We start from the raw sequence: 22,988 nt of genomic DNA, 5'->3' as shown, positions 1-22,988 counted from the left end.
TTTTAGTGGCTATTCAGCAATTTGCCAACAACTGGAATCTGCCCCAAAGAGGCAACTTGGTCGCTCGAAACAACGATCGTATTCGAATTAGATTTGGCTAAATCGGAAAAAGCGTTAATGCTTTGATTCTGAAAGTATTTGTCGTCGGCTTCTCTTAAACCAGCCTGGACAGTATCGATACGATACTTTTCGGCATCGGCCCGGCTTTTGGTTGCATCTGCCTCAGCTTTGGCAGTGGCCATAATCGCATCATTTTTGGCTTTAGTCGTTAATTCAATCGATTTGGCTTCACCTTCAGCCTGTGCGATTGTGGCAACACGCTCACGATCGGCCGTCAGCTGTTTGTCCATGGCTTCTTGAATGGCACGGGAAGGGGTCAATTCATCGATATTGATTCGGTCAACATTGATGCCGTAAGTGTTTGTCAAATCACCAATGGCTGTTGCCAATTCTTGGTTAATCCGAGCCGTTGCGCCGAGCGCTTCATTGAGGTCCATGCGTCCGATAATGTCACGAAGATGTCCACGAACCAATTGTGCCATTGATTCGACCGAATCCGTGTTTTCATATTCGTATTTCACTGCATCGGTCACGTGATAGTTCAAAGTGACGCTAGCCGATACATCTGCGTTATCTTTTGTGATAACCGAATAATTCGGCAGTTTGAGCGGGTTCATTGCCAAACTGACTTTTTTAATTCCCTGAAAAAAAGGAATATAAAAGTGAATTCCGGGTTCGACGCTGTTGCGGTATTTGCCCAAAGTTTCCACCAGACCGCGATTGTTCTGCGGTACGATCTTGAAAAATATTGCCATGTGTTTCTCCTAATTTGTTTCTTCAATTTTTCTTAGCGTTAAAACATTGCCGCTCGCTTCTAAAATAACGTAATTAGCCGTTTTATCGACTTTTTGGTTATCCTCGATCAAGTAGCGGTAATAGATACCGGAAACATCGACAAGGCCGTTTTTGTCGTTTATTTTCCTGCCTGGCACAGTCGTACCGACAAATTGTCGATCTTCAAAAGAATTGTTTTCAACATTTTTCTCAAGGACTTTTGTAATATAGGAATTCACACTCCGCTGATCCGCTGCGGCCAACCGCGTGATTTTCTCATGCAGTTCCGGATCTATTCGAAGCGCAATATTGCCAGATTTCTTCTCAACCACTTAAATGCCTCCTGACCGTCATTGTAAATATCGTTTTGATATCATAATGATATAAATATTGTAGCATCTTTTGAAGCTTTAAAAACGTTTTTTCGCTCAATCATATCTTTCTTGGATTACACTAAATGTTATAGCATGACGGTGTTTTTGATAAATAGCCTAGAGCCGTATCAGCACTGTTAGCAGCACGTTCTGAAAGGTGAGAGATGACAGAGTTTAAACATTTTTTTGAAACATTCCAGCCGGATCACTATGATATCTTTTTGGATATCAATCGCGGCACGAAAAAGATCAATGGCCAGGTAACCGTCACTGGTGAAGCTAAGGCTGATTCCATTTCGCTTCATGGCAAGGATTTGGCGGTAGCTTCAGTCAAAAGCGAGGGGAGAGAGCTGTCTTTTACGCTGGATAAAGACACTGATGCGATTGCTATTTCGTTACCAAAAGCAGGTAAGACTAGCCTGACAGTCGATTATTCAGCGAATTTGACAGATACAATGATGGGTATTTATCCATCATATTATGAGCTGAATGGTGAAAAAAAGCAGATTATCGGCACGCAGTTCGAGACGAATTTTGCTCGTCAGGCATTTCCATGTGTCGATGAGCCGGAAGCCAAGGCGACTTTCAGCCTTGCGATTAAATTCGATGAGCAGCCCGGCGAGACGATTTTGGCCAATATGCCTGAAAAACGTTTTGAAAATGGTATCCATTATTTTGATCAGACAGTCCGCATGTCGACTTATCTAATCGCTTTTGCCTTCGGAGATCTGCAGAGCAAGACAACAAGGACTAAAAGCGGCGTGAAAATCGGCGTATATGGGACTAAAGCACACAAAACTGATGAATTGGATTTTGCTTTGGATATTGCTAAACGCTCGATTGAATTTTACGAAGACTTTTACCAGACACCGTATCCATTGCCACAATCGAATCAGTTGGCTTTGCCTGACTTTTCTGCCGGCGCGATGGAGAACTGGGGACTTGTTACATATCGTGAAGCCTACCTGTTATTGGACCCGAAAAATACCTCGCTTGAAGTCAAGCAGCTGGTTGCCACGGTTGTCGCTCATGAATTGGCTCACCAGTGGTTTGGCGATCTTGTCACAATGAAGTGGTGGGATGATCTCTGGCTGAACGAAAGTTTTGCCAACATGATGGAATATGTGGCCGTTGATGCCTTAGAACCTGATTGGCATATTTGGGAAACCTTCCAGATATCTGATTTACCAGCCGCACTGCAGCGAGATGCGACTGATGGTGTTCAATCCGTGCATGTCCAAGTTGAGCATCCGGCTGAGATAGACGCCTTGTTCGATGGCGCGATTGTCTATGCCAAAGGTGCCCGTATGCTTGTGATGGCGCGTGCTTTGATTGGAGATAAAGCCTTAAGAAAAGGTTTGAAAAATTATTTTGCTGCACATCATTATGGCAATGCGACCGGTGCTGATCTTTGGGCAGCTCTTGGCGATGCATCTGGTATTGATGTTAGTGCTGTCATGAATTCTTGGTTGGAACAGCCTGGTTACCCAGTTGTTACAGCAAGCGTTGTTGATGGCAAACTCACTTTGTCTCAGCAGCAGTTTTTCATTGGCGAACACAAAGAAGCCGGCCGTCAATGGCAGATTCCTTTGAATAGCAATTACGATGCTGTGCCAGCGCTGATGACTGAAAAGGCGCTTGAAATTGGTGATTACACTGCTTTGCGTGCTGAATCAGGCAAGCCTTTCCGTTTGAATGTCGGCAACAATTCTCATTTCATTGTCAAATACGATCAGACTTTGCTGGACGACATTTTGTCCGATACACAATCCTTAGACGCCATTGCACAATTGCAGATTTTACAGGATTTGCGTCTGTTGGCCGATGGTCGTCAAGCTTCTTACGCTGACCTTGTCCCGCTTTTGACTCATTTTTCTGACAGTCATGCCATGCTGGTCAATGCAGCTTTGTACCGGCTGGCTAATAATTTAAAGAAATTTGTCTCAGCTGGTTCAGATGAAGAAAAAGATTTGCAGGCCTTCTTCAATCAGCTTAGCAGTGAAAAGGTAACACGTTTGGGTTGGACGCCAAAACCCGGTGAATCCAATGATGACCAGTTGGCCCGGCCATATGTACTGAGTGCCGTTTTGTATGCGAAAAATCCGGCAGCAATTGCCTCGGCTCATGATCTGTTTGCTAAGAATGCTGATAATTTGATTGCCTTGCCAGCTGATATTCGTCTCTTCGTCCTGAGAAATGAGATGAAGAATTTTGCCAGCGAAAGTTTGTTCAACGACTTCTTCGCTGCTTATCGTAATACCTCTGACGGCAGCTACAAATCAGATTTGCGAGCCGCACTGACGAGTGTCTCTGATCCAGACTTAATTGCAGCTTTGATCGGCAAATTTGAAGATGCCGACACGATCAAGCCACAGGATCTTCGCGGATGGTATCGCGGTGCTTTGGATAATGATGATGCTCAGCAGGCTGCCTGGGACTGGTTCAGGAATGATTGGGACTGGCTGGAGAAAACGGTCGGCGGCGATATGGAGTTTACGACTTATATTACGGTCACTGCCATGGTCTTCAAGACGGCTGATCGTTTGGCTGAGTTCAAAGCCTTTCTGGAGCCGAAAATCAACACACCTGGCCTTACACGTGAGATTGTCATGGATACAAAGGTGATCGCTAGTCGTGTTGACTTAATTGAGGCAGAAAAAGATGCTGTTCACGCAGCTGTAGCTAAAGCTATTAAAGATTGATTAATTGTTTGAGTTTAAAAAAGCGCTCTTTGGAGCGCTTTTATTTTGTCTTTAAATGCATTCTACAAAATTTATTCCAAACTAATAGCTATATGTGTTTGCAAAAAAGTTGTTCCTTTGCTTGTCAGTGCTATAGCTCTCGTGGATTTGTTATCTGGCATTACCAAGCCCTGGTCCTTGAAAGAAAGCAGCATGGCATGTCCGATTGCGCCGCCAACATGATATTGTCTCTCACTCCAATCTAAACATTTTGTTGTAAACTGGCGTTTTTGTTTGTGGAGTAGAGAAAGGTCAATATGGAGAACATCTTGAAAAAAGTTAGTACCCTTATCAGTTAAATTGAACTCTGGATCTAAATAATTTTTTTGAGTTAAAGCTGTCGCAATCAAGACACCGATGCGTCCAGCCATATGATCGTAGCATGTCCGAAAAAGCTCATCTTTTGCAAGTACGAGCTCACGTTGTTTTGATCGCGCTCTTTTTTCAGGGGACACAGGACTGAGTCTCTCCAAAAGTGCCACGACATTAGTATCTTTCAAAAAGAAATAGTGAAAGCGGCCCGATTTTGCCATCCCAACCCAACCATTTTTTAAAAACTCATCAAGGTGATAGGCAACTGTTTGCGGCGTGATGCGACTGAGTTTGGCTAACTCAGTAGCGGTGTGATATTTGTGATCCATTAATGCGTCAAGAATTTTCATTTTTGAGGGGACTGATAAAGCTCTGGCAATAGTCGTAATGTCCGGAAATTCATTCATTTTATTCGTCCTTCAATGTTTTTACATAGTATTCCATACTTCGATGAAAACTGAAACAACTAAAATATATACTTTCGAAGGTGGTGAGTCAAAGTATGTGCAAACAAAAGAAGGGTGGGTGGCAAAAGTGCGTTTTTTGGAAAATAATGTCATTCTCGATGTCGGTGGTTTAGGAAAACGTTACGGAAACTTCACAGCAGTAAAGAATATTTCTTTTCAACTTGAAAAAGGGCATTCTCTTGCTATTCTCGGTCCTAATGGCGCTGGCAAGTCGACAACTTTGAAAATGATCTACGCAACAACGGCAATGACCACCGGCCATGTTGCCATTGGAGGAATCAATGTTGAAACATCGCCAAGAGAGGCGAAAAGGCATATTGGCGTCGTCATGCAAGATGATTTGCTTGATACTTCTTTAAATGTGATAGAAAACATGATTGCCCACGCAATTTTGTTTGATATTTCTTGGACCGCAGCACGAAAAAAGGCTGATAAATTATTGACTTTTGTCGGATTATTCAATTATAAAACTAAGGAAATCCATGAATTATCCGGCGGAATGAGACGACGACTGGTTTTAGCTCGTTCTTTGGTTAATGACCCCGAATTGATTATTTTAGATGAGCCAACAACTGGTTTAGATATTCAATCGCGGCATGTGTTCTGGAATCGGCTGGAGCAGTTAAAAAAACAAGGTGTATCAATTTTGATGACTTCACATTATGGAGATGAAATTGAAAGATTAGCAGATGATGTGCTGATTATTGATCACGGTCAGGTGATTGCAAGCGGTGCAACGGCAGCGTTACCAGAAAAATACGGATATAAAAATATTGAAGAAGTCTATTTGGGATTGACAGGTTATGTAGAGGAACGTGATGAAATTGAACAAACTTTCGGCTAAAGGCATCGCTTATGTGATCGAACGCAATTGGATGAGCTTTCGAAAACTTTTTAAAATTTCCATTTTCCCGAACCTGTTTGATTCTATTCTATATCTAGCCGCCATGGGTTTTGGCATTGGACATTTTGTCGGACAAGTATCCGGAATGCCGTACTTGACCTTTATTTCACTGGGTTTAGTCGCAGCAACCGGTATGAATGCTGCAAACGCCGAAAGTACAACCAATGCTTACATTCAAATGCGATTAGATAAAACTTACTATGAAATTAACACGAGTCCAATTAATTTAGAAGAAATTATCGTCGGTCAAGCACTTTGGGCAGGCGTTAGAGCAACAATTTTTGGTTCTTTATTTTTGTTAGTCACTTTCGCAATGGGCATCTTACAAAGCTGGGCAGCACTTTTTATTCCGATCATTTTATTTTTAACCGGCACCTTGTTTGGCTTTCTGGGCTTGACGTTTACGCTGATAGCGCCTACTCGAGACTATTTAAATTATTACAGCATGCTGGTCATTCAACCGATGTACATGTTTTCAAACACCTTTTTTCCCTTAAGCTCTGTCGCGCCATGGCTAAAAAATCTTGGCTGGTTTTCACCACTGACACATGCAGTCAGTTTGATTCGGCAAATGGCGAGAGGAACGCTCCGCTCAACGAGCACATATGATTTTATTTGGTTATTGATTGTGATTATTGTGATCTCATTTATTCCGCAATGCATCGTCAGGAAAAAGTTAAATTATTAAATTTAATTACTAATAGTTGAAAAGGCCTGGTCGTGGTGATTTGTCAACTAGCTGTGTTTTAGCTTTTCCAATGCAAATAACCTGTCATCGCAACTGCCAAAAGCAAAGCGATAAATGCGGAATAGCTCAGGCCTGAAAATTGCCATTGTGTATAAATAACGGCGCCAAGGGCAGATGCGAGCGTCAGGGCCAAATAGAGAAAAGAGCTATTAAAAGACATGACGGTTGACCTGTTTTTTGGGATTACATTAACGATATAAGTCGTTAATGCCGTCACTCCCAGCCCTTGAAAAAGCGCCAGCATGATCAGCAACATGATTAATAGATAGACGTTTTTTCCCGTCAAGCCCATTGACAGCACCATTACCGCTGAACAAGAACCGTTTATCACGACACTTTGCATGGCACCTAATTTTGTCGTCACGAAACCTCCGAAAAAGCTGGCGAGAAAATTGCTGACACCATAAGCGATAAAAAAGTAACCAATTTCTGCTGTATTGAGGGCAAAAACTTGATGCAGATGGCTGCCCAAAAAGGTATAGATAGTGTAAAAACCAAACATCCAAAATAAATTGATCAGTAATGCCGGAATTGCCTTGCTCGTCTTTAGCAATGTCTGAAAACTGCCAGCATAACTTTTAGCGGAAAAGATTTTTCCGACAGGCATATGAGGCACGACCAGCAGCAAAACAGCGTAAGCAATCAGAGTCAGAGCTGCAGAAGCCCAAAAGGCCATATGCCAATTGGAAAGCTGAGATAAGCCAGTCCCCAAAGGAACGCCGATGGCAATCGAAAGAGAAAGTGCTGACATAGTAATACCCATGACTGTGTTAAGTGTTTTTCCGTGAAAGTAGCTGGCAATTGAGGCCCAGATATTAGGCAGAGTCAGAGCGGCACCGATACCGGCAAACGCACGGAATAAATAAAATTGTTGAATATTCGCCGAGATGGCACAGAAAATACTTCCCAATAAAAAGATGCCAATACCAATGCTCAATAATTTCTTTTTATCAAAGCTATCACCTAAGGGACTGAAAAATGGCGACCCAATCGCATAGCAAAGAGCATAAATGGTAACTGAAAAGGCCGATGCAGTCAGTGAAATGTGAAAGCTTTTTTCAATCGCTGGCAGTAAAGGCGAAATGATGAAAGAATCCGCGCCAATCACAAACACGATTATAAAGAAAGCTGCCAGCATGAGACTATTATTCAAGAGAGGGAACTTTTTTCTATTTAAATTTTTTTGAACCATTATATTAACCTTAATTTCCTTTCCCTTGCAATTTATAACTAATTATGATTATTCGCAATAAGGGAAATAGATGTAACCAACTCTATTTGCTTGTCAAAATGCATGTTAAAATCACGATGAAGTCAAAAAAGGAGGCAAAAATGAAAAATGCAGTGGAAATGAGTTACAGGCATGCAGAGTTCTGTCCTCTAGACAGTACGCTTCAGGTGCTGGATGGCAAATGGAAATCAATCATTATTTGCCGCTTGATCCATCATGATTACCGATTTACAGAACTACTGCGCGGCTTGCCGGGCTGCAGTCAGCGCATGCTGTCACTGCAGCTGTCGCAATTATTAGGGGACCATATTATTGTGAAGCACATTGACCCAAGTTTTGTCCCGATTAAATGCAGTTATAGTCTGACAGCGGCGGGCAAAAGTTTGATACCGATCATTCGCGCCATGGACAATTGGGGAAACAACTATCTCAAGAATTTTGCCAGGATCGTAAAAGATTCATAATCTCTATGTTTCCGAAATATTAATTTGGCAAGATTCCGATCAGCGGACCGCTGCAAGCCTTTATACTAGAAAAGAGATTAATCGGCGTTTTATTAGGAGATACATTCGTGGCAAATATTCTCGTCGTGGAAGACGACACTAAATTTAACCAAATTATGTGTTTGTATCTGAACAATCACGGACAGCGTGCACAAGCAGCTTTTCAGGCACAAGAGGCCTATACCAAAATGTACAACCACTTGTTTGACTTGATTATTTCAGATGTTATGATGCCGAATATCGATGGATTTGAATTTGCTGAAAAAGTCCGGCAGATTAATCCGACTATTCCGATTTTATTCGTGACTGCGCGGGATGATATTCAATCAAAACGTCAGGGTTTTGAATCCGGTGTGGATGATTATATGGTCAAGCCCATTGACATGACTGAATTGCTGCTGCGTGTCAAAGCACTGCTGAGGAGAGCCAATGTTGCCGACAATCAGCGTTTAGAAATTGGCCGTACCTTAATGGATTCTCAAGCAGTCTCAATATCAGTCGGAAAGGAAGCTATCCCAGTGACAGTCAGAGAATTTAACATCTTATTCAAATTGCTTTCGTACCCGAATAAGACTTTTTCCAGAGCCCAGCTGCTTGACGAGTTTTGGGACATTGATAGCTCGACTAGTCTGAGAGCCGTCGATGTGTACATCACGAAAATTAGAAATAAGTTTGCCAGCTGTAATGATTTTCAAATTATGACCGTGCACGGTTTAGGCTATAAAGCGGTCATCAGCTCATGAATCCTTTTAAACACCTGCAAACCAGGAACTCAATTTCCCCTTGGGACTATCTATGGTCTTTTCTACTTTTGACTGTGATTGCTTCGCTGCCGGCCTTTTTGTACGGAAAACGCTTCTTACAGTTAAATAATAGTTATTTTAAGTGGTATCTGCTGTATCTTGTTTTGGTTTCCTCAATTTTCGTCTCGATTGTTTCTTATCGTAAATATGTCACCTTTGATCTACCTATTCGGCATTTAAATCAGGCAACAAAAAAGGTGTCTCAAGGCGATTTTTCCGTCTATCTGCAGCCAATCCATAATGACGGCAACATAAGTGATTTAGATCAGATGTTTGAAAATTTCAATACAATGGTCGCCGAACTAGGTTCTGCAGAGACGATGAAAAACGATTTTGTCGCCAACGTTTCCCATGAATTCAAGGCCCCTTTGGCCGTGATTAAAAGTTATGCCAGCACCATGCAGGAAGAGGCAGAAGCAGGATCTGAGCTAGCTGGGAGTTTGCAGACAATTATTGATCAGACGGACAAAATGGCCTTACTGGTCACGAATGTTTTAAAATTAACGAAAATAGAAACACAAGCTGTACAGCCTAACGTACAGGATTATGATTTGAGCCGCCAATTGACTGATCTGATTTTAACTTTTGAGAAGATCTGGGAAGAAAAGCAGATTGCGCTGCAGGTTGAGATTCCTGACCAGCTCAGATTACAAACGGATCCTGAAATGATGGTGCTTGTTTGGCAAAACCTGTTGAGCAACGCTTTTAAATTCACACCTATGGGCGGCAGCGTAACCGTGGCAGCAAAGCAAGTGGATGATGGTATTGAGGTTCGCGTGAAGGATACGGGCCCCGGCATGAGCGAAGAAACTGTGAAAAAGATTTTTGAAAAATTTTACCAGGGTGATCAGTCACATGCAACCAGTGGCAACGGTTTAGGATTGGCTTTAGTTGATCGGATCATTCATTTGATGGCTGGCACGATCAGTGTTTCTAGCAAGCTGGGCCAAGGCAGTGAATTTAAAGTTTGGCTGCCTGCAAAAAAAATTAACATAATTTAAACAACTCACGGACTTAATTTTTATAAGATGGATTTGAAAAAACGGTGATAGACTATGACAAAAACTGGTCAACGACAATTTATTGCTTACGAATATCGCGAACTGATCGTCGACGATTATTTGCGTGATTTCTATGCAGACGCCTATCCTAATTTCGGCTGGGAGCTGAAAATAACGGATTCACTAGCAAATAAGCCTCATAAAGTGCGTTTTAATATGAAACGCAATCGCCAGTTACTGAATCAATCAGAATTGAAACGTTTGCAGAACCAGTTTGAGTCCCAGATGGCCGTGATCAAGCAAATCGAAAGAAAAGCGCGTTTGCTTCCGACGATTCAGGCTTGTTTGATTGGACTTTTCGGTCTATTTTTCATGATTATGGCAATCTTTTTAGCGCGACAGGACCATTGGGTCTTCGTGACGGTTTTAGGACTATTGGGATTAGCCGGATTATGCTTGCCTATGTATTGGTTTAAAAGGCAGTTCCAGCGTGCCGAAAAACAGAATCAACTTTCATTGGATCAACGATATGACTTCATTTATGATATTTGCCAAAAGGCGCATGCCCTGAGCCATTTCAATTAAAACTTAACCCAGGATATTCCTGGGTTTTTATTTGCGCAAATTCACTGTCTATTAACATTTTGCAAACATTTCCTAAACATTTCGTGAACATTCTCCCGCTAATCTGTGTACAAAGGTTGGAAAGGAGACAAGTTATGGCAACACGAGGTTATTCGTATCACAGAGTATTGTTTGATCAAAATCATGCCCCTGATTATTTGGCAGCTTGCATCTAGTTTGATAAGTCCCGAAAAAATAAAAAGAGGTTATTTAATTTTATGAAACAACTACTGAAAAAATTTGGTTTTTTGATTTCGCATCATGCAAAAATAACGATTGCTGCTGTCTTAGTTTTGGTTGGAATCTCAGTCTTTGCGGGCATTCGCATCGGCTCAGCTTTCCAAAGCGGCGGCATGTCAATCAAAGGATCACAGTCAGAACGGGCCAATCAATTAATGGAAAAAGAATTTCCAGCCACACGGCAGACAGGCGGTCGCGTAACCGTTGTGTTTCACGCGACTAACGGCCAAACATTGACAGCCGCCAGTAATCGGCAGGCAGTTAATCGCATGCTTGATGAAGCGAAAAAAGATCATCAGATTAAAACAGCTGTCGGACCTGAAATGCTGAGAAATTATAGTCCAGACGGTAAAACAGCTTATGGTATGGTCATCTATAAACAAAAAGGTGATAAGGTTTCTCAAAAAACAGTTGACAAACTGAGGAAATCAATTAAAATAACTCGAGAAAAAGGCATTCAAACAGAAATATCCTCGACTGATGTCACTATTTCTGAGATTGATAATGGCGAAAGTGCTGAAATTGTTGGTATTATTGTGGCTTTTGCAGTCCTTGCTATCACATTTGCTTCTCTGCTGATTGCCGGATTACCGATTCTATCAGCTCTGATCGGCTTAATTTCAGGCATCATGCTTGTGTTTATCGCCAGCCATTCTCTGTCAGTTGCTTCTTTTGCCCTGTCGCTGGTGGGCATGATGGGGCTGGCTGTTGGTATCGATTATGCGCTCTTCATCGTCTCACGCTATCGCCAGGAGCTGGCATTGAACGATCGTCGCGACGAGGCCTTGGCTAAGACGATGTCAACAGCCGGTATGGCCGTTTTATTTGCTGGTATCACCGTGATTATTGCGTTGCTAGGTATGTCTGTGTTGGGTATTTCCATGCTGAGTACCATGGGCATCACGGCTGCTATTTCTGTTGCAACGGCGATCGTGACTTCACTAACACTAGTACCGGCCGTCCTGAGCTTGCTGGGCGATCGCGTTTCAGCTCAAAGAAGCAATCGCTTTTTGGAACTAGCACATCACCTGCGTATCGAAGGCGGGTGGGGAAGACTAGTCACTAAATTTAAAGGATTGTTTGTCATCGCGATTATTGCCGTTCTAGCCCTGTTGACTGTACCTTTGCCTCACATTAATCTTGGCTTGCCTAATGATGCTGTCCGTTCAGAAAAACTGACCGAAAGACGCGCTTATGATCTGATGACAAAAGCGTACGGCAAGGGCAGTCAAGCGACATTGGTTGTTTTAGCAGAAACATCAGATAAAACAATTGCAAACAAAACTGTGACTAAACTATCTCAGCTGAAAAATGTTGCATCGGCCAGATTGACCATGCCCAGTCAGAATAACCGTTATCAAATGATTACAGTTATTCCGAAAACTGATTCTAACAGCAGTCAGACAAAAGATCTCGTCCATCGCGTTCGGGATAACGCCGATAAAAATGGTTTGCCGAAAATGCTTGTGACTGGATCTACTGCGATCAATATCGATATGTCAGATGCGTTATTGAAGGCATTGCCGAAATTCGCTATTTTGATTATTGCTTTTGCCTTTATCCTGCTCATGATGATTTTCCGTTCACTGCTAATACCGCTAGTCGCTGTCTTGGGCTTCGTGCTATCTTTGGGTGCGACATTGGGTAGTGTCGTCTTCATCATTCAAGATGGGCATTTCATTAATCTGCTAGGCATTTCCAACAAAAGTAGTGTCCTGAATTTTCTACCTGTCTTAGTCATCGGTATTATGTTTGGTTTGGCAATGGATTACGAAGTTTTCCTCGTCAGCCGTATGCGTGAAGAATATGCGAAACATCATGATACGCGTCAAGCCGTTATCGCCGGTACGAAGAAAAGCGGTACAGCCATTATGGCCGCTGCCTTGATTATGATGGCTGTCTTTTCTGGATTTATCTTTGCCAGCGACGCTATCGTCAAGTCTATGGGCTTGGCACTGACTTTAGGCATTTTGTTCGATGCGGTCCTGGTCAGAATGATTTTGGTACCAGCCAGCATCACGCTATTTGGCAATGCTAGTTGGTATCTGCCAAAATGGTTAGACAGAATTTTGCCAAATATTTCAATTGATTAAAAAACAAAACCGAGTCCATACTGAAATTGGTATGGACTCGGTTTTTGATTTAAGAAAGATTGCCTGTATAAGGGTCTCCTAAAGCAGAGTATTTTCTTACGAACTAAAGAGAAGTAGCAAAGAGATCTAGATGCTGCCGTTCTATTTTCTTTTCGATTTCCAGAAATATTTTTAAGACAATCGACAACAAAAATTCATATCATTTCATTTTGTGTAACCTACAAAAAGAGCTAAAATCTAACTTAGAATGTAAAGGGTACGGAGAAACAATTTTCGATAAAGGAGTAAGGGGGTAAGCGATGTGAAGGAAAAGATAGTTTCGAGTTTAATTGATTTTATAGACACGGTGAATACACTTTCTGAAAAAAATGGAGATTTTTTTATCGTGGGGAATCGATGCGATTTACAAAACCATTATTATCTAGCGGATATAGGAATGATCACCTCATCGAAGTTTCCGATTTAAATCGAATCAAAAATGAGTTTTTTAGAAATGTGGGTTCCAATCTCAATAAAGACAGTCGTGATAATTTCACAGCATACAGTCAACACCATGGACTACCTACGGAATTATTAGATATTACGAAAAATCCCTTAGTAGCTCTGTACTTTGCTATCGAAATACAACCAGCACAAGAAGGAGTGGTCTATGTCATTCCAGACAATCCTCATGTATCAGATCCTTTATCGGATTTTGTTTTGAATAACGAAAAAGAGTTTAATAGTTTAAATAGAGATATATTTGATGCTAGCGTGAGTTTTGAAGAATCAGGAGGCCAACGCATCCAGCTTGCCAATAATCATTTCTTATCTCAAATATACATTCGTGCAGGAGCAGTAAGGTTTCTAGAACAATTTAATCATAGTGATAAATATCTAAATAATCCCGACGCACCTCTTGATACTCCTTTAAAATTATCGGCCTACATTTTAAAAGCACATAGGAGAAACGTTCTATACTCGGTGGTCCATAGTAAATCTAATTTTGAAAAGAATGGAAAGAATCTCAGGGAATTAATGTTACTGCTGGATAAGTACAACAATGCAATCGACAAAAGAGAGCTTTGTCGTTTCTATAAAGAATTTCAAAATACAAAGTTTGTCCGAAGTGTCATTATTGATCCCAAACCCAGCATGAATAACATTTTTTCTGATACATTTATGTCTGGGATGAATGATCCTAAACCCTTATTTTTGCTTTTTATTATTAGCCTTGTCATAAGAGATGATGTTTTCCCACCTTTTCCAAAAATTATATATCAACCTTCAATCACTTTTGATCGATTAATAAATCAGCAGGCATCTTTTATTTATCAAGTTTCTTTTGAAAAATATTTGATTATGGATAATAATGATTCAGAAAATATAAATACTGTAAGTCATAAATATCAAGATATTGAATATTCATATAGAATAATAATCAAAAATAAACAACAAATTAAAAAAGAGTTAGACCGTATTGGTATCAACGAAAAGTTCATGTATCCGAATCCCGATAATATAGCTCATTATATAAAAGGAAAATACTTTGATTAGTTTTTTAACTGGTCTTTTAAGAAAGAAAAAACCGATTTTTAAAACTCGAAAGATTGAAGAAAAATAAAGGAAATACATTATGTGTGTTATGTGTGTTTTCTAAAGTTTAAGTCAATAGGTAAATTTTAAGTATCGGAACAGATAATCTTAGGTGTATTGAGCAAGTCAAGTCAAGTATGGGAGATTTGGAAGTAAACTTAAATATAACTTTGAATAATATATATTATGTAAACTAAAATATATTTGTCCGTTGCAAACTCAAAACTGCCAGAAGTTTGTATGTAACAAATAGTAGTTTCAGTAAAACCCTATTACGCTTTCCCGGTTGCATCTATGAATTGTTGAAATTCCTGATTCGATAGTAAAACTTTTGGCGATGCCATCTGGTAAATTTTGTTTTCTTTAATCCAGATAATCTTGTCATAGCTGCCAAGCAAACTCATATTGAATTTATGCGTGATATACAGTAACGTTAAATCTTTCAAGGCGAGAATGTCTTTCTCAATTCGATGAGCCAGTTTTGCATTAAGACCCGACAAACTTTCATCGAGTACCAAGAGCGGCTTTTGCTGATATAGCCCTCTAGCAATTGCTATTCTTTGCCGTTCTCCACCTGAATAATTGTCACCATTGTGAGTGGACTTATTTTTTAGTCGAGATTTGTTTACCAAAAAAAGATCTGCAGCACTGACTTTAATACCTCTTCAAATTTTTTATAATCCATCTTTTTGCCCAAAACAATGTTCTCCTCGACTGTTTTGTTAAAAAGATATGGTGATTGATCCACATGCGAGACAATGCTGAACATGCTTTCGTTATTGGCAATCTCATTGCCATCGACTGTTATTTTGCCTGTATAGTTGTTGATGAATCCTGACACAATATTCGCCAAGGTCGACTTGCCTGAACCACTATCACCAATTAGGAGATATTTGTTATTTTTATCTAAAGTCAGCGAGATGTCATTAAGGATACTTGTTCCTTGAAGCTTTAGAGAAACTTTTGTGAGACAAATATCTTGCTTGAAGGTTAATTTTGGAATTGAGTTCTGATCAGATTGCCCGAGGACGGATAAATTTTTGATTTTTTCTATAATCGGCTTAGCACTCTTCATTTGAGGAATTAGTCTAAAAATATCAATCAAAGGATAGACAAGTGTATTCATGGTTTGCACCATCGTGAGCATAATGCCGACCGAAATAACGCCGTGCATGATAAACCAAATTGCTGCAAGTACCGCTGCATATTGAACTAGCATGCCTAACATGGCAGACGTTGCATAATTTGACATAATCCATTGTCCCGATGAAATTTTAGCCCCGGTATAATGCTTGTTGGTCTCTTTAAAACCTTCTAAAAATTGATCTGTCGATTGTGTCGATTTTACTGTGCTAAAACCATTCAAAATATCTGTCGCAGATTCAGTAAGGGCTTCAGACTCTGCAGAAAAACGGGATTGTTTGTTTTGCAATTTTTTGCTCATGAGTGTCGGGATAGCAAACACGATAACTGACCCAATCATTATCACGACAAAAACCACCGGTTGAAGATATAGAATTGCTGCTGACGAAATGGCCACTATGACTAACTGGGAAATAAAATCAAAAAAAGGTTCAATCGAATCCCGCTCAATCAGTTCGACATCATTTAATAAACTGGAAGTGTACGAGCTGAGTTCCTTCGTTTTGAAATCTGACACTTGTTTAGAAATGATGGACGCAATCATTTTCTCTCGTATTTCATAGATAATTTTGCCGACGAACCTAACCATTAAAGTTTGATTCAAGACATCGAAAACCCATCGAAGCAGCACAACAGTAATGCCAGCCGCTATCATCATGAAAAATAGCGTTATTTCTTTGTTATGAGCATGTTCGACAATATATCCGTAGTAACTAGCGCTAGTGATACTAGCAATCGCATAAAGACTGGATGACAAAATAATAACGAAAACGCGTCGCCAATTTTTAATGATCATTTTTCTCATTTTAGTCCCCTTGTTTTTAAGTGATTTTAAATATCTTTTGCGCCAAGTTCTACAAGTTTATCGATTCTAGATCAATCAAAACAGTTAATTATTGCGTTTATCAAAAAATTTATATGCACAATACCCAATGATCACAATAAATACTAGATAACAGAATCCAAGCACATGGTTCGGTAGCGATGCCTTGTTATTGTCTAGAAAAAACATAATAACTACACTGATCATTGCTGCGACAATGTATTTGATTTTATTTGTCATTTTTTAGAATCCTTTTCCGCTAGTCTCTGTTCTCATACAAATCCACGAGACGCTTGCGTAAAGCGTCATCATAAGCCGTCAGATACATGCCGTATTTGCCGCGTTTGATTAGCACATTTAAGACGTTGGCAATAAAATCTTTGTATTCTGCTCTCGTGAATTGAATGTCTTGGCGTTTTTTGAAAATTTCTTTATGCGAATATTTTTCTGGGATAATCGTCATACTGTCTGTTTTTTCGTCATAACCGAAAGATGGCCCGATAATCATACCGACATAATTCAAATCAAAGCCCTGGAGCGTGTAAATCGTCCCGACTTGCGCAATTGAAGACGTCCGCTTAGCCCAATGTGTCCGCTGCGGATCCCATTCATCCCAGGGCAGAGAAAAAGTATCCATTTCAACATTGTGGCGGCCGTCAATACGTGGAAAACCCGAAGTTGCTACCACCCTGCTTAAGCCGACCTCCTGATTTTTCTCCTTGATTTGTTCATACAAGGCACCAGCAGTTGAAAACACTTTAAAGTCAAAATTACTGTTTGCCGGGAAGGGCTTGAAGGATTTTTCGGTAGTCAAATCGTCCATCCAGCGCACTTGTTCAGCACTGGCGACCATGCGATACTGGAAATCCATATTAAACAGCTGATGAGGATGATCGCCAATTGTTTGCCTTAATAATTCTTTGGACCAATACATTTTTGACTGGAAAACTTGCGCAAAATCATAAACGACCACGACAATTTTGGCTAAATTCATCAAATCTGTCAGCTGATTTTGGCCCCGATAATGTGCATAAGGCTCCGATTTGGAATAGAGCAAATGCGCTTCATCAACGAAAATGACATCATATTTCCAGTGATTCTTCTCAGCGTGATTAATTAGTGCTGTTGGACGTAAAATATCTTTTTCGGCCATGCCAGGTATATCATCTGCCAAATCTTGATAAGCCTTGAACAGTTCAGGATGGTTGACTACCAGCGCCGTCCTATAACGTTTATCGGTCATATATTTCGTGACCAGACGCATCAAAACAACTGATTTGCCGGTTCCAGCAGCCCCTTCAATAATGGCGACGACGTGTTGTTTGCCACTGAGATGTTTACCGATGAAAGTATTCATGTCGGAGATAGTCTTGTTTTGACTATCAGATAAGTGGTCAATCATAAATTGGTCTTTTAGAATGTTATTCAATGCGATTTCGCTCCTATTTGTTGATTATTTTGTCATTAGCAAATCCTTTAGTTGATTTGAAATGCGAGTTAGTTTTTCTTTTCTTTGTTCGATCCTTTTAAGTTCATATTCTGCCCCTTGGATTTCGTTTTCGACTAAGGCTAAGTTTTGCTGCCACTGTTCGCTAGTTGAACAGTTTATATCATGCTGCCGTTTGATTTTTCTAATTAATTCAATTGAGAATCCGAGTTCTTTCAGTTGGATGATTTCATCGTATGCCGTGATCTCTTGCCTCGTAAAGACATATTTACCGGCAGATTTATTTGGCGCTAGCAGATCCTTTTCAATATAAAAACGAACCGTATCACGTGTTGTGCCAACGGCAGCCATGAACTCTTTTAATTGCATGATGTTTCCCTCTTGTCAGGGGGTCAACCCCCTGTGTTTTAATTATTTTATCAAAAAAGGAGTATCGCTCTTGGCAATTATAACTGACATTCTTATCTATCTGTACGCGGCACTTATGATAATCGCGACTTTCTCGGCTCGATCGAAAATGCCGATCTGGCTTTTTGGCGCAAATCTGATATCTGGGATTTTGCTGGCCTGCTTTCAATTAAATCCTATTTTTCTAAGAATCGGGCTGCTCGCGCTCATTGCTGTCGCAATTTTAAACGGTGTGCTCATGAATAAGAAAATTCGCATCAGCCACTTGTTTTTGCGGCTGTTGATCTCATTACTTTTATATTTTCTTTTCACAGCATTTCATTAAATACTGTTCTATAACGGATATCATTTTGACAAATGACGCTTCTTCCTACTAGAATAAGCCTCAGTATTTACTTTTAGTTAATTGTTTCAATCAGAAGAAGGTGTTCAAATACGACTAGCAGAAATCATCGATCAGTTGCGATTTCTCAAAAACCGTTTTCCGGAATTTTCATTACTGCCCTTTTGCTGGGAGCGGCTCTAAATCCAATCAACGATACATTAATTTCCACAGCGCTTGTGCCAATTGCTCATAGTTTTCATATCGCAGTTGCTCAAACGGTCTTACTCGTCTCTGCACCTTACTTAGCCTGTGCCGTTGCCCAACCGACTGCTGGCAAGTTATCTGAGCAGATTGGCCCGCGCAAAACATTTCTGTCAGGCGTGATCATGGTTCTCCTAGGCGGCATTTTAGGCGGATTGAGTCAAAATTTGATTTCTCTGATTATCTCCCGAGTCATCATCGGGATCGGAACATCAGCTGGTTATCCGTCGGCCATGTTCATGGTTCGTGCTCGCGCTAAAAAAGCCGGTATGATCAATGCACCAGGCGGTGTACTTGCGGCTTTGGCTGTTGTGGGCCTGACTTTTATCGCAGTCGGCCCGCCAATCGGTGGTGTGCTCGTAGCAAGTTTAGGCTGGCGCATGATTTTCTTTATTAATATACCTTTTGCCTTGCTGACGATCTTGTTCATCTTTATCGGCCTTGAGCCTGACGAACCTCTGGTACATCAGAGCATTAAGAACTTGTTGATGCGGATTGATATTATTGGTATTTTGGGATTTGCTGTCATGATTTCAGGCTTGCTGCTGTTTTTGATCTCAATCCCCTCACCCCAATGGATAAGTTTTATCGTTTTCTTGATTGCGGGTTTTCTGTTCGTCTTCTGGGAATTACACACGCAGACCCCATTTTTCGACATCAAAGAACTGCTTTCTAATACACAATTAATGCTGACATATTTAAGGACGATGATTGCCATGCTGGGTGCTTATATTATTTTGTACAGTCTGCCTCAGTGGCTCGAAGATGCACATGCTTATCCTGCTGATACAGCTGGTTTGATGATTGTCCCGATGGGGATTGTGTCGGCGATCGTTTCCACTTTGATTTCTAGAAAGGGTCTTGTTCTTGGGTCTTTTATCGCAACTGGTACATCTACTGTGGCTGGTGGTATTCTGCTGACTTTGTTGGGAGGCAGCAATACACTTTACTTGTCTCTGATAGTGACTGCTGTGTTCGGAATTACTTTAGGAGCTGCTATGGGCGGCGGTCAATTGGCTCTGTTCAAACAAGCGAATCCGCAACGAGTCGGCACTGCTTCTGGCTTATTAAGAACATTCACTTATTTAGGCTCGATCAGTGCGTCTTCGGTCACTGGGATTGCTTTTCATCAGGCAGTCAGTGATTCGGGGCTCCATGCAATCGGCCTAGTGGTCGCGATTTTAGGCGTCGTCATTTTGTTGATTACTTTAGCGAATCATTTGAGCCATCAGAGAGTGAGATCTTAATTTGAAACAAACGATCTTAAAAAATAAAGCAACTACTGGATTGCCTTATTTTTTTATGCTTTTAAAGTTTCTTTCATTGCAACGATGGTCTTTTGCCAAACTCTGGTATGTGGATTGATGAGGTCAAAATGATCGGCATCTGGGTCTAAAATTAATTCGATATGGTCATGAAGTTTTTCGGCTTTTTCAGCATATTGTATCGTCATGCTGCTCGGTACGAAATCGTCTTTTAGTCCTTGTACAAGAATTTGTGGAATTCCCATAGGCAGGCAATCCAAAGGAGAAGCCGATTGATAGTCAACTTTTTTATTGGCTGGTGTTCCTGCCATCAGGTCCGTGACTGGACTATGTTTGCCCATAACTGTGTCTCGTTGCCAAGCATCTTCTAAATTAGAAACAGCGGCCAGACTGACAACCATCCTAGGCTTGACTGATAAACGATGAATATTATCAGAATGGTCTAGCGCTTGATTCCGGTATCGCAGGCCAGCCCATAAAGCTAAATGGCCGCCTGCCGAGTGACCGAGAATGATGACACTCTGCTTATCGATCGGCCAGCTATGAGCCAATTCCGTCAAAAAATTAATGGCATCAATGACGTCGTTAAAAGTGCCTGGCCATCCTGCGCCTGTTTCGCCGATCCGCCGGTATTCGATATTCCAAACCGCATAACCGCGTTGATTCAGACCATTTGTTAGTGTCTGAAGCTGCGTGAGGTCAGCAAAAGATTGCCAAAAACCGCCATGGATTGTGACAATTGTTGTGTATTTATCGCGCTTTTCTTGCGGCAGATTCAAGAAGCCGAACTGTGACGGGGCCTTGCCGTAATAAATTTTTTTGCTAACGATCATAATGCCAGTGTCAAGACAATTTCTTTGGTTCTACTGCAGTAGACTGATGAATGATTTTATTAATGATAAAAGCGGCCAGTAGCCAGATGATGACAAAACATAAATAAATGATCAAAGACCGCCAAGTCAGCGCAAAACTGATCTCCTTTGTCGCTTGACTGCTGGCTTTTAGACCCATCAAGTTTGTAATCGTAGCCCCTTTGGTAATTTGAAAGAGCGTCACAATATAATCGGCAATAAAAGCCACGAGGTATAGGGTGGTCGCGATGCCTATTTTTCCGACGGCTTGCATTAAAAAACTCCCTTCTGTTTTCCAAAGCAAAATTAAAATTTTATGTTACTGTTTTTGAATCGGGGATTTCTCCTTGTAAACAATCTTAAACTTATGAGCTGTTTTTCGGACGTATCAATCCGTAAACACTTGCAGAAAATCCTTGTGCCAGAGCAGTTGTATTGGTAATTTTGGTCCAGGATCACCATCGATTCTCGTTTGTACAGGGTGATGGGTATTTTTACTTGTTATCATCATGTCCCGCAATTCAAAATAAGTCAGGCTTTCCGATTCGCGAATATTGCCTGTTAGTGCAAAATAAAAATAGCTGGGACTTTTAAGCAGGCTCATGTTGTGGAGAATCGTCGCATGCAAGCCCTTTAAAGGCTGGTCGATATACTTATGTCCGCCAACATTACTGCTGGTCGTAATCAGACACATCCAAATTTTATAATCAGCTTGAAAACTGTTACTTTTAAATTCGATCTGCTGCGACCCGGATTTATTCAGGTTTTTCATAGCTTGCCAAAAATAGACGATTTTTCCCCATTTTCTCTTGTCTTCCTGGCGGACATCGTTGGAAAGGTCAGCCAGACTGCCAAAGGTTAAGGAACTGATGATCGCTTTGTCATCGCCGCAAGAACCGATATTAAAAGCCTTCGTGCGGCCTTTTAAAATGATGTTAATAGCCGATTTCTCATCATTAGGAATCTTAGCCGTTTTGGCAAAATTATTGACTGTCCCGCTTGGAATCAAGCCAACCGGAATCGTTTTCCCACCTTGCAAAAAAGCTGTGGCGACTAGATTTAATGTGCCGTCACCGCCGATAACAATAATGGCATCAAGCTCATTAGACGTTTTTTTAATGGCCGAAATTGCATCATCGACATCTTTGCCAGTAATAAAAGCTGACTGGATATTCTGGCCGGACAAGGAAATCGCTAATCTTTGTGCAACTTGTTTGGCTTTTCCGTCACCAGCATTTGCATTGAAAAAAATACCATATTTTTTTGTCATCGTATCTTCCTCGAAAACTCGGCCAAAATCGCCAAGTGTCAGATTTATTTCCCCTTAGAGCTAGGGTCTTTATCATAATATATTCGCTGGCAGTATCGCCATCAATTAGGCAGAACTGCTTTAATCTGGTTAATTAACAAATCAATGCCGATGCGATTACTCTTTCCTTCTGGAATAATCACGTCAGCGTAGCGTTTGGTTGGCTCGACAAATTGATGATACATTGGTTTGACTGTTTTCAAATATTGATTAATTACGGATTCAGTCGATCTGCCGCGCTCAATCATGTCCCTTTTCAAGCGGCGAATAAAACGAATATCGTCATCCGTATCGACAAAAATTTTGATATCGAGCAGATCGCGGATACGTTCATCGACGAACAACAGGACGCCTTCGACAATGATCACTCTAGCTGGCTGCATGGGCAGTGTTTTAGCTGAACGGGTATAGTTTTCATAATCATAAATCGGCAGATCAATAGCTTGATTCTGTTTCAGTTTTAGCAGATCTTCGTATAGCAGATCCATATCAAAGGCATCTGGATGATCATAATTGACACTTTTCCGTTCCGCCATTGTCATGTCTTTTTGATCATTATAAAAAGCGTCTTGTGGAATAATGGCCACCGATTGATCTTTAAGATGTTCGTAAATATCTTGGGCAATGGACGTTTTCCCGGAACCGGAACCGCCAGAAATACCAATAATTGTGACCTTATTTTTCTCAGATGTCTGCATTACTTTAC

General features: G+C 40.9%; 22 protein-coding genes and 1 pseudogene. 11 read left to right on the top strand and 12 right to left on the bottom strand.

The window, feature by feature from the left end; translation table 11 throughout:
* Positions 1-2: 2 nt before the first annotated feature.
* The gene (locus NRF22_RS01715; protein ID WP_007746430.1) at positions 3-815 is read right to left on the bottom strand and encodes an SPFH domain-containing protein; all 813 of its coding nucleotides are present in this window, start codon (positions 813-815) and stop codon (positions 3-5) included.
* A gap of 9 nt (positions 816-824) precedes the next feature.
* On the bottom strand, positions 825-1,166 hold the full coding sequence (locus NRF22_RS01710) for a type II toxin-antitoxin system HicB family antitoxin (RefSeq protein ID WP_263778928.1): 342 nt from the start codon (positions 1,164-1,166) through the stop codon (positions 825-827).
* 206 nt (positions 1,167-1,372) lie between these two features.
* On the opposite strand from NRF22_RS01710, the gene NRF22_RS01705 reads away from it, so the two are divergent.
* Positions 1,373-3,910, top strand: a complete 2,538-nt coding sequence (locus NRF22_RS01705) for a M1 family metallopeptidase (RefSeq protein WP_263778927.1) — start codon at positions 1,373-1,375, stop codon at positions 3,908-3,910.
* 71 nt (positions 3,911-3,981) lie between these two features.
* Here the strand turns inward: NRF22_RS01705 and NRF22_RS01700 are convergent, their stop codons facing one another.
* On the bottom strand, positions 3,982-4,668 hold the full coding sequence (locus tag NRF22_RS01700; RefSeq protein WP_263778924.1) for an ArsR/SmtB family transcription factor: 687 nt from the start codon (positions 4,666-4,668) through the stop codon (positions 3,982-3,984).
* A gap of 43 nt (positions 4,669-4,711) precedes the next feature.
* On the opposite strand from NRF22_RS01700, the gene NRF22_RS01695 reads away from it, so the two are divergent.
* Both NRF22_RS01695 and NRF22_RS01690 read left to right on the top strand, forming a co-directional pair.
* On the top strand, positions 4,712-5,572 hold the full coding sequence (locus NRF22_RS01695; RefSeq protein WP_412178705.1) for an ABC transporter ATP-binding protein: 861 nt from the start codon (positions 4,712-4,714) through the stop codon (positions 5,570-5,572).
* Positions 5,553-6,320: an ABC transporter permease gene (locus NRF22_RS01690; RefSeq protein ID WP_263779267.1), complete on the top strand. Its 768-nt coding sequence runs from the start codon at positions 5,553-5,555 to the stop codon at positions 6,318-6,320. The genes NRF22_RS01695 and NRF22_RS01690 overlap by 20 nt, the downstream gene beginning before the upstream one ends.
* 58 nt (positions 6,321-6,378) lie before the next feature.
* Here NRF22_RS01690 and NRF22_RS01685 read toward each other — a convergent pair whose 3' ends face one another.
* A complete protein-coding gene (locus tag NRF22_RS01685; protein WP_263778922.1) occupies positions 6,379-7,533 on the bottom strand; it encodes an MFS transporter in 1,155 nt (384 codons plus the stop codon).
* Between the two features lie 179 nt (positions 7,534-7,712).
* Between NRF22_RS01685 and NRF22_RS01680 the strand changes: the two genes are divergently transcribed.
* The 6 genes and pseudogenes from NRF22_RS01680 to NRF22_RS01655 all read left to right on the top strand — a co-directional run.
* On the top strand, positions 7,713-8,075 hold the full coding sequence (locus tag NRF22_RS01680) for a winged helix-turn-helix transcriptional regulator (RefSeq protein WP_263778921.1): 363 nt from the start codon (positions 7,713-7,715) through the stop codon (positions 8,073-8,075).
* 107 nt (positions 8,076-8,182) lie between these two features.
* The gene (locus NRF22_RS01675; RefSeq protein ID WP_263778920.1) at positions 8,183-8,857 is read left to right on the top strand and encodes a response regulator transcription factor; all 675 of its coding nucleotides are present in this window, start codon (positions 8,183-8,185) and stop codon (positions 8,855-8,857) included.
* Positions 8,854-9,918: a sensor histidine kinase gene (locus tag NRF22_RS01670; RefSeq protein WP_263778918.1), complete on the top strand. Its 1,065-nt coding sequence runs from the start codon at positions 8,854-8,856 to the stop codon at positions 9,916-9,918. Before NRF22_RS01675 ends, NRF22_RS01670 begins: the two co-directional genes overlap by 4 nt.
* A 54-nt stretch (positions 9,919-9,972) precedes the next feature.
* A complete protein-coding gene (locus NRF22_RS01665) occupies positions 9,973-10,503 on the top strand; it encodes a hypothetical protein (RefSeq protein ID WP_263778916.1) in 531 nt (176 codons plus the stop codon).
* Between the two features lie 257 nt (positions 10,504-10,760).
* Positions 10,761-12,875, top strand: a complete 2,115-nt coding sequence (locus NRF22_RS01660) for an MMPL family transporter (protein ID WP_263778915.1) — start codon at positions 10,761-10,763, stop codon at positions 12,873-12,875.
* A 384-nt stretch (positions 12,876-13,259) separates the two neighbouring features.
* Positions 13,260-14,411, top strand: a pseudogene (locus tag NRF22_RS01655) (FRG domain-containing protein); the annotation flags it as partial.
* A gap of 311 nt (positions 14,412-14,722) precedes the next feature.
* On the opposite strand, the gene NRF22_RS01650 reads toward NRF22_RS01655, so the two are convergent.
* From NRF22_RS01650 to NRF22_RS01635, 4 genes are all read right to left on the bottom strand, one after another.
* Positions 14,723-15,082 (bottom strand): ATP-binding cassette domain-containing protein, encoded by a 360-nt coding sequence (locus NRF22_RS01650; protein ID WP_263778914.1) that lies wholly within the window; start codon positions 15,080-15,082, stop codon positions 14,723-14,725.
* A complete protein-coding gene (locus tag NRF22_RS01645) occupies positions 15,076-16,398 on the bottom strand; it encodes an ABC transporter transmembrane domain-containing protein (RefSeq protein ID WP_263778913.1) in 1,323 nt (440 codons plus the stop codon). Before NRF22_RS01645 ends, NRF22_RS01650 begins: the two co-directional genes overlap by 7 nt.
* Positions 16,399-16,675: 277 nt before the next feature.
* Positions 16,676-17,845 carry a DUF2075 domain-containing protein gene (locus tag NRF22_RS01640; RefSeq protein WP_263778912.1) on the bottom strand — a complete coding sequence of 390 codons (1,170 nt, stop codon included), beginning with the start codon at positions 17,843-17,845 and terminating at the stop codon, positions 16,676-16,678.
* A gap of 24 nt (positions 17,846-17,869) precedes the next feature.
* The gene (locus tag NRF22_RS01635; protein WP_263778911.1) at positions 17,870-18,232 is read right to left on the bottom strand and encodes a MerR family transcriptional regulator; all 363 of its coding nucleotides are present in this window, start codon (positions 18,230-18,232) and stop codon (positions 17,870-17,872) included.
* Positions 18,233-18,302: 70 nt separating this feature from the next.
* Here NRF22_RS01635 and NRF22_RS01630 point away from each other — a divergent pair, with 70 nt between their 5' ends.
* Together NRF22_RS01630 and NRF22_RS01625 are read left to right on the top strand one after the other, a co-directional pair.
* Complete coding sequence (locus tag NRF22_RS01630) at positions 18,303-18,596, top strand: queuine tRNA-ribosyltransferase (protein ID WP_263778910.1); 294 nt, start codon at positions 18,303-18,305, stop codon at positions 18,594-18,596.
* 182 nt (positions 18,597-18,778) lie between these two features.
* The gene (locus NRF22_RS01625; RefSeq protein WP_263778909.1) at positions 18,779-20,104 is read left to right on the top strand and encodes an MFS transporter; all 1,326 of its coding nucleotides are present in this window, start codon (positions 18,779-18,781) and stop codon (positions 20,102-20,104) included.
* A 53-nt stretch (positions 20,105-20,157) separates the two neighbouring features.
* Here the strand turns inward: NRF22_RS01625 and NRF22_RS01620 are convergent, their stop codons facing one another.
* From NRF22_RS01620 to udk, 4 genes are all read right to left on the bottom strand, one after another.
* The gene (locus tag NRF22_RS01620; protein ID WP_263778908.1) at positions 20,158-20,955 is read right to left on the bottom strand and encodes an alpha/beta hydrolase family protein; all 798 of its coding nucleotides are present in this window, start codon (positions 20,953-20,955) and stop codon (positions 20,158-20,160) included.
* Between the two features lie 10 nt (positions 20,956-20,965).
* Positions 20,966-21,247, bottom strand: coding sequence for a hypothetical protein (locus tag NRF22_RS01615; RefSeq protein WP_263778907.1), 282 nt, complete (start codon positions 21,245-21,247; stop codon positions 20,966-20,968).
* A gap of 114 nt (positions 21,248-21,361) precedes the next feature.
* Entirely contained in the window at positions 21,362-22,243 is an 882-nt protein-coding gene (locus tag NRF22_RS01610; RefSeq protein WP_263778906.1) for a diacylglycerol/lipid kinase family protein, read from the bottom strand.
* Positions 22,244-22,344: 101 nt separating this feature from the next.
* The gene (gene udk, locus NRF22_RS01605) at positions 22,345-22,980 is read right to left on the bottom strand and encodes a uridine kinase (RefSeq protein WP_263778905.1); all 636 of its coding nucleotides are present in this window, start codon (positions 22,978-22,980) and stop codon (positions 22,345-22,347) included.
* Between the last annotated feature and the right edge of the window lie 8 nt (positions 22,981-22,988).

Origin of the sequence: Oenococcus kitaharae (assembly GCF_025758695.1) — a bacterium.
Lineage (GTDB): Bacteria > Bacillota > Bacilli > Lactobacillales > Lactobacillaceae > Oenococcus > Oenococcus kitaharae_A.
Note: the sequence above shows the minus strand (reverse complement) of the source record. Positions and strands in the feature narration are given on the sequence as shown.

Coding starts and splice junctions, on each gene's coding strand:
- NRF22_RS01715 (WP_007746430.1), bottom strand. CDS start 815: ATGGCAATATTTTTCAAGATCGTACCGCAGAACAATCGCGGTCTGGTG.
- NRF22_RS01705 (WP_263778927.1), top strand. CDS start 1,373: ATGACAGAGTTTAAACATTTTTTTGAAACATTCCAGCCGGATCACTAT.
- NRF22_RS01700 (WP_263778924.1), bottom strand. CDS start 4,668: ATGAATGAATTTCCGGACATTACGACTATTGCCAGAGCTTTATCAGTC.
- NRF22_RS01695 (WP_412178705.1), top strand. CDS start 4,712: ATGAAAACTGAAACAACTAAAATATATACTTTCGAAGGTGGTGAGTCA.
- NRF22_RS01680 (WP_263778921.1), top strand. CDS start 7,713: ATGAAAAATGCAGTGGAAATGAGTTACAGGCATGCAGAGTTCTGTCCT.
- NRF22_RS01670 (WP_263778918.1), top strand. CDS start 8,854: ATGAATCCTTTTAAACACCTGCAAACCAGGAACTCAATTTCCCCTTGG.
- NRF22_RS01665 (WP_263778916.1), top strand. CDS start 9,973: ATGACAAAAACTGGTCAACGACAATTTATTGCTTACGAATATCGCGAA.
- NRF22_RS01660 (WP_263778915.1), top strand. CDS start 10,761: ATGAAACAACTACTGAAAAAATTTGGTTTTTTGATTTCGCATCATGCA.
- NRF22_RS01645 (WP_263778913.1), bottom strand. CDS start 16,398: ATGAGAAAAATGATCATTAAAAATTGGCGACGCGTTTTCGTTATTATT.
- NRF22_RS01635 (WP_263778911.1), bottom strand. CDS start 18,232: ATGCAATTAAAAGAGTTCATGGCTGCCGTTGGCACAACACGTGATACG.
- NRF22_RS01620 (WP_263778908.1), bottom strand. CDS start 20,955: ATGATCGTTAGCAAAAAAATTTATTACGGCAAGGCCCCGTCACAGTTC.
- NRF22_RS01615 (WP_263778907.1), bottom strand. CDS start 21,247: ATGCAAGCCGTCGGAAAAATAGGCATCGCGACCACCCTATACCTCGTG.
- NRF22_RS01610 (WP_263778906.1), bottom strand. CDS start 22,243: ATGACAAAAAAATATGGTATTTTTTTCAATGCAAATGCTGGTGACGGA.
- udk (WP_263778905.1), bottom strand. CDS start 22,980: ATGCAGACATCTGAGAAAAATAAGGTCACAATTATTGGTATTTCTGGC.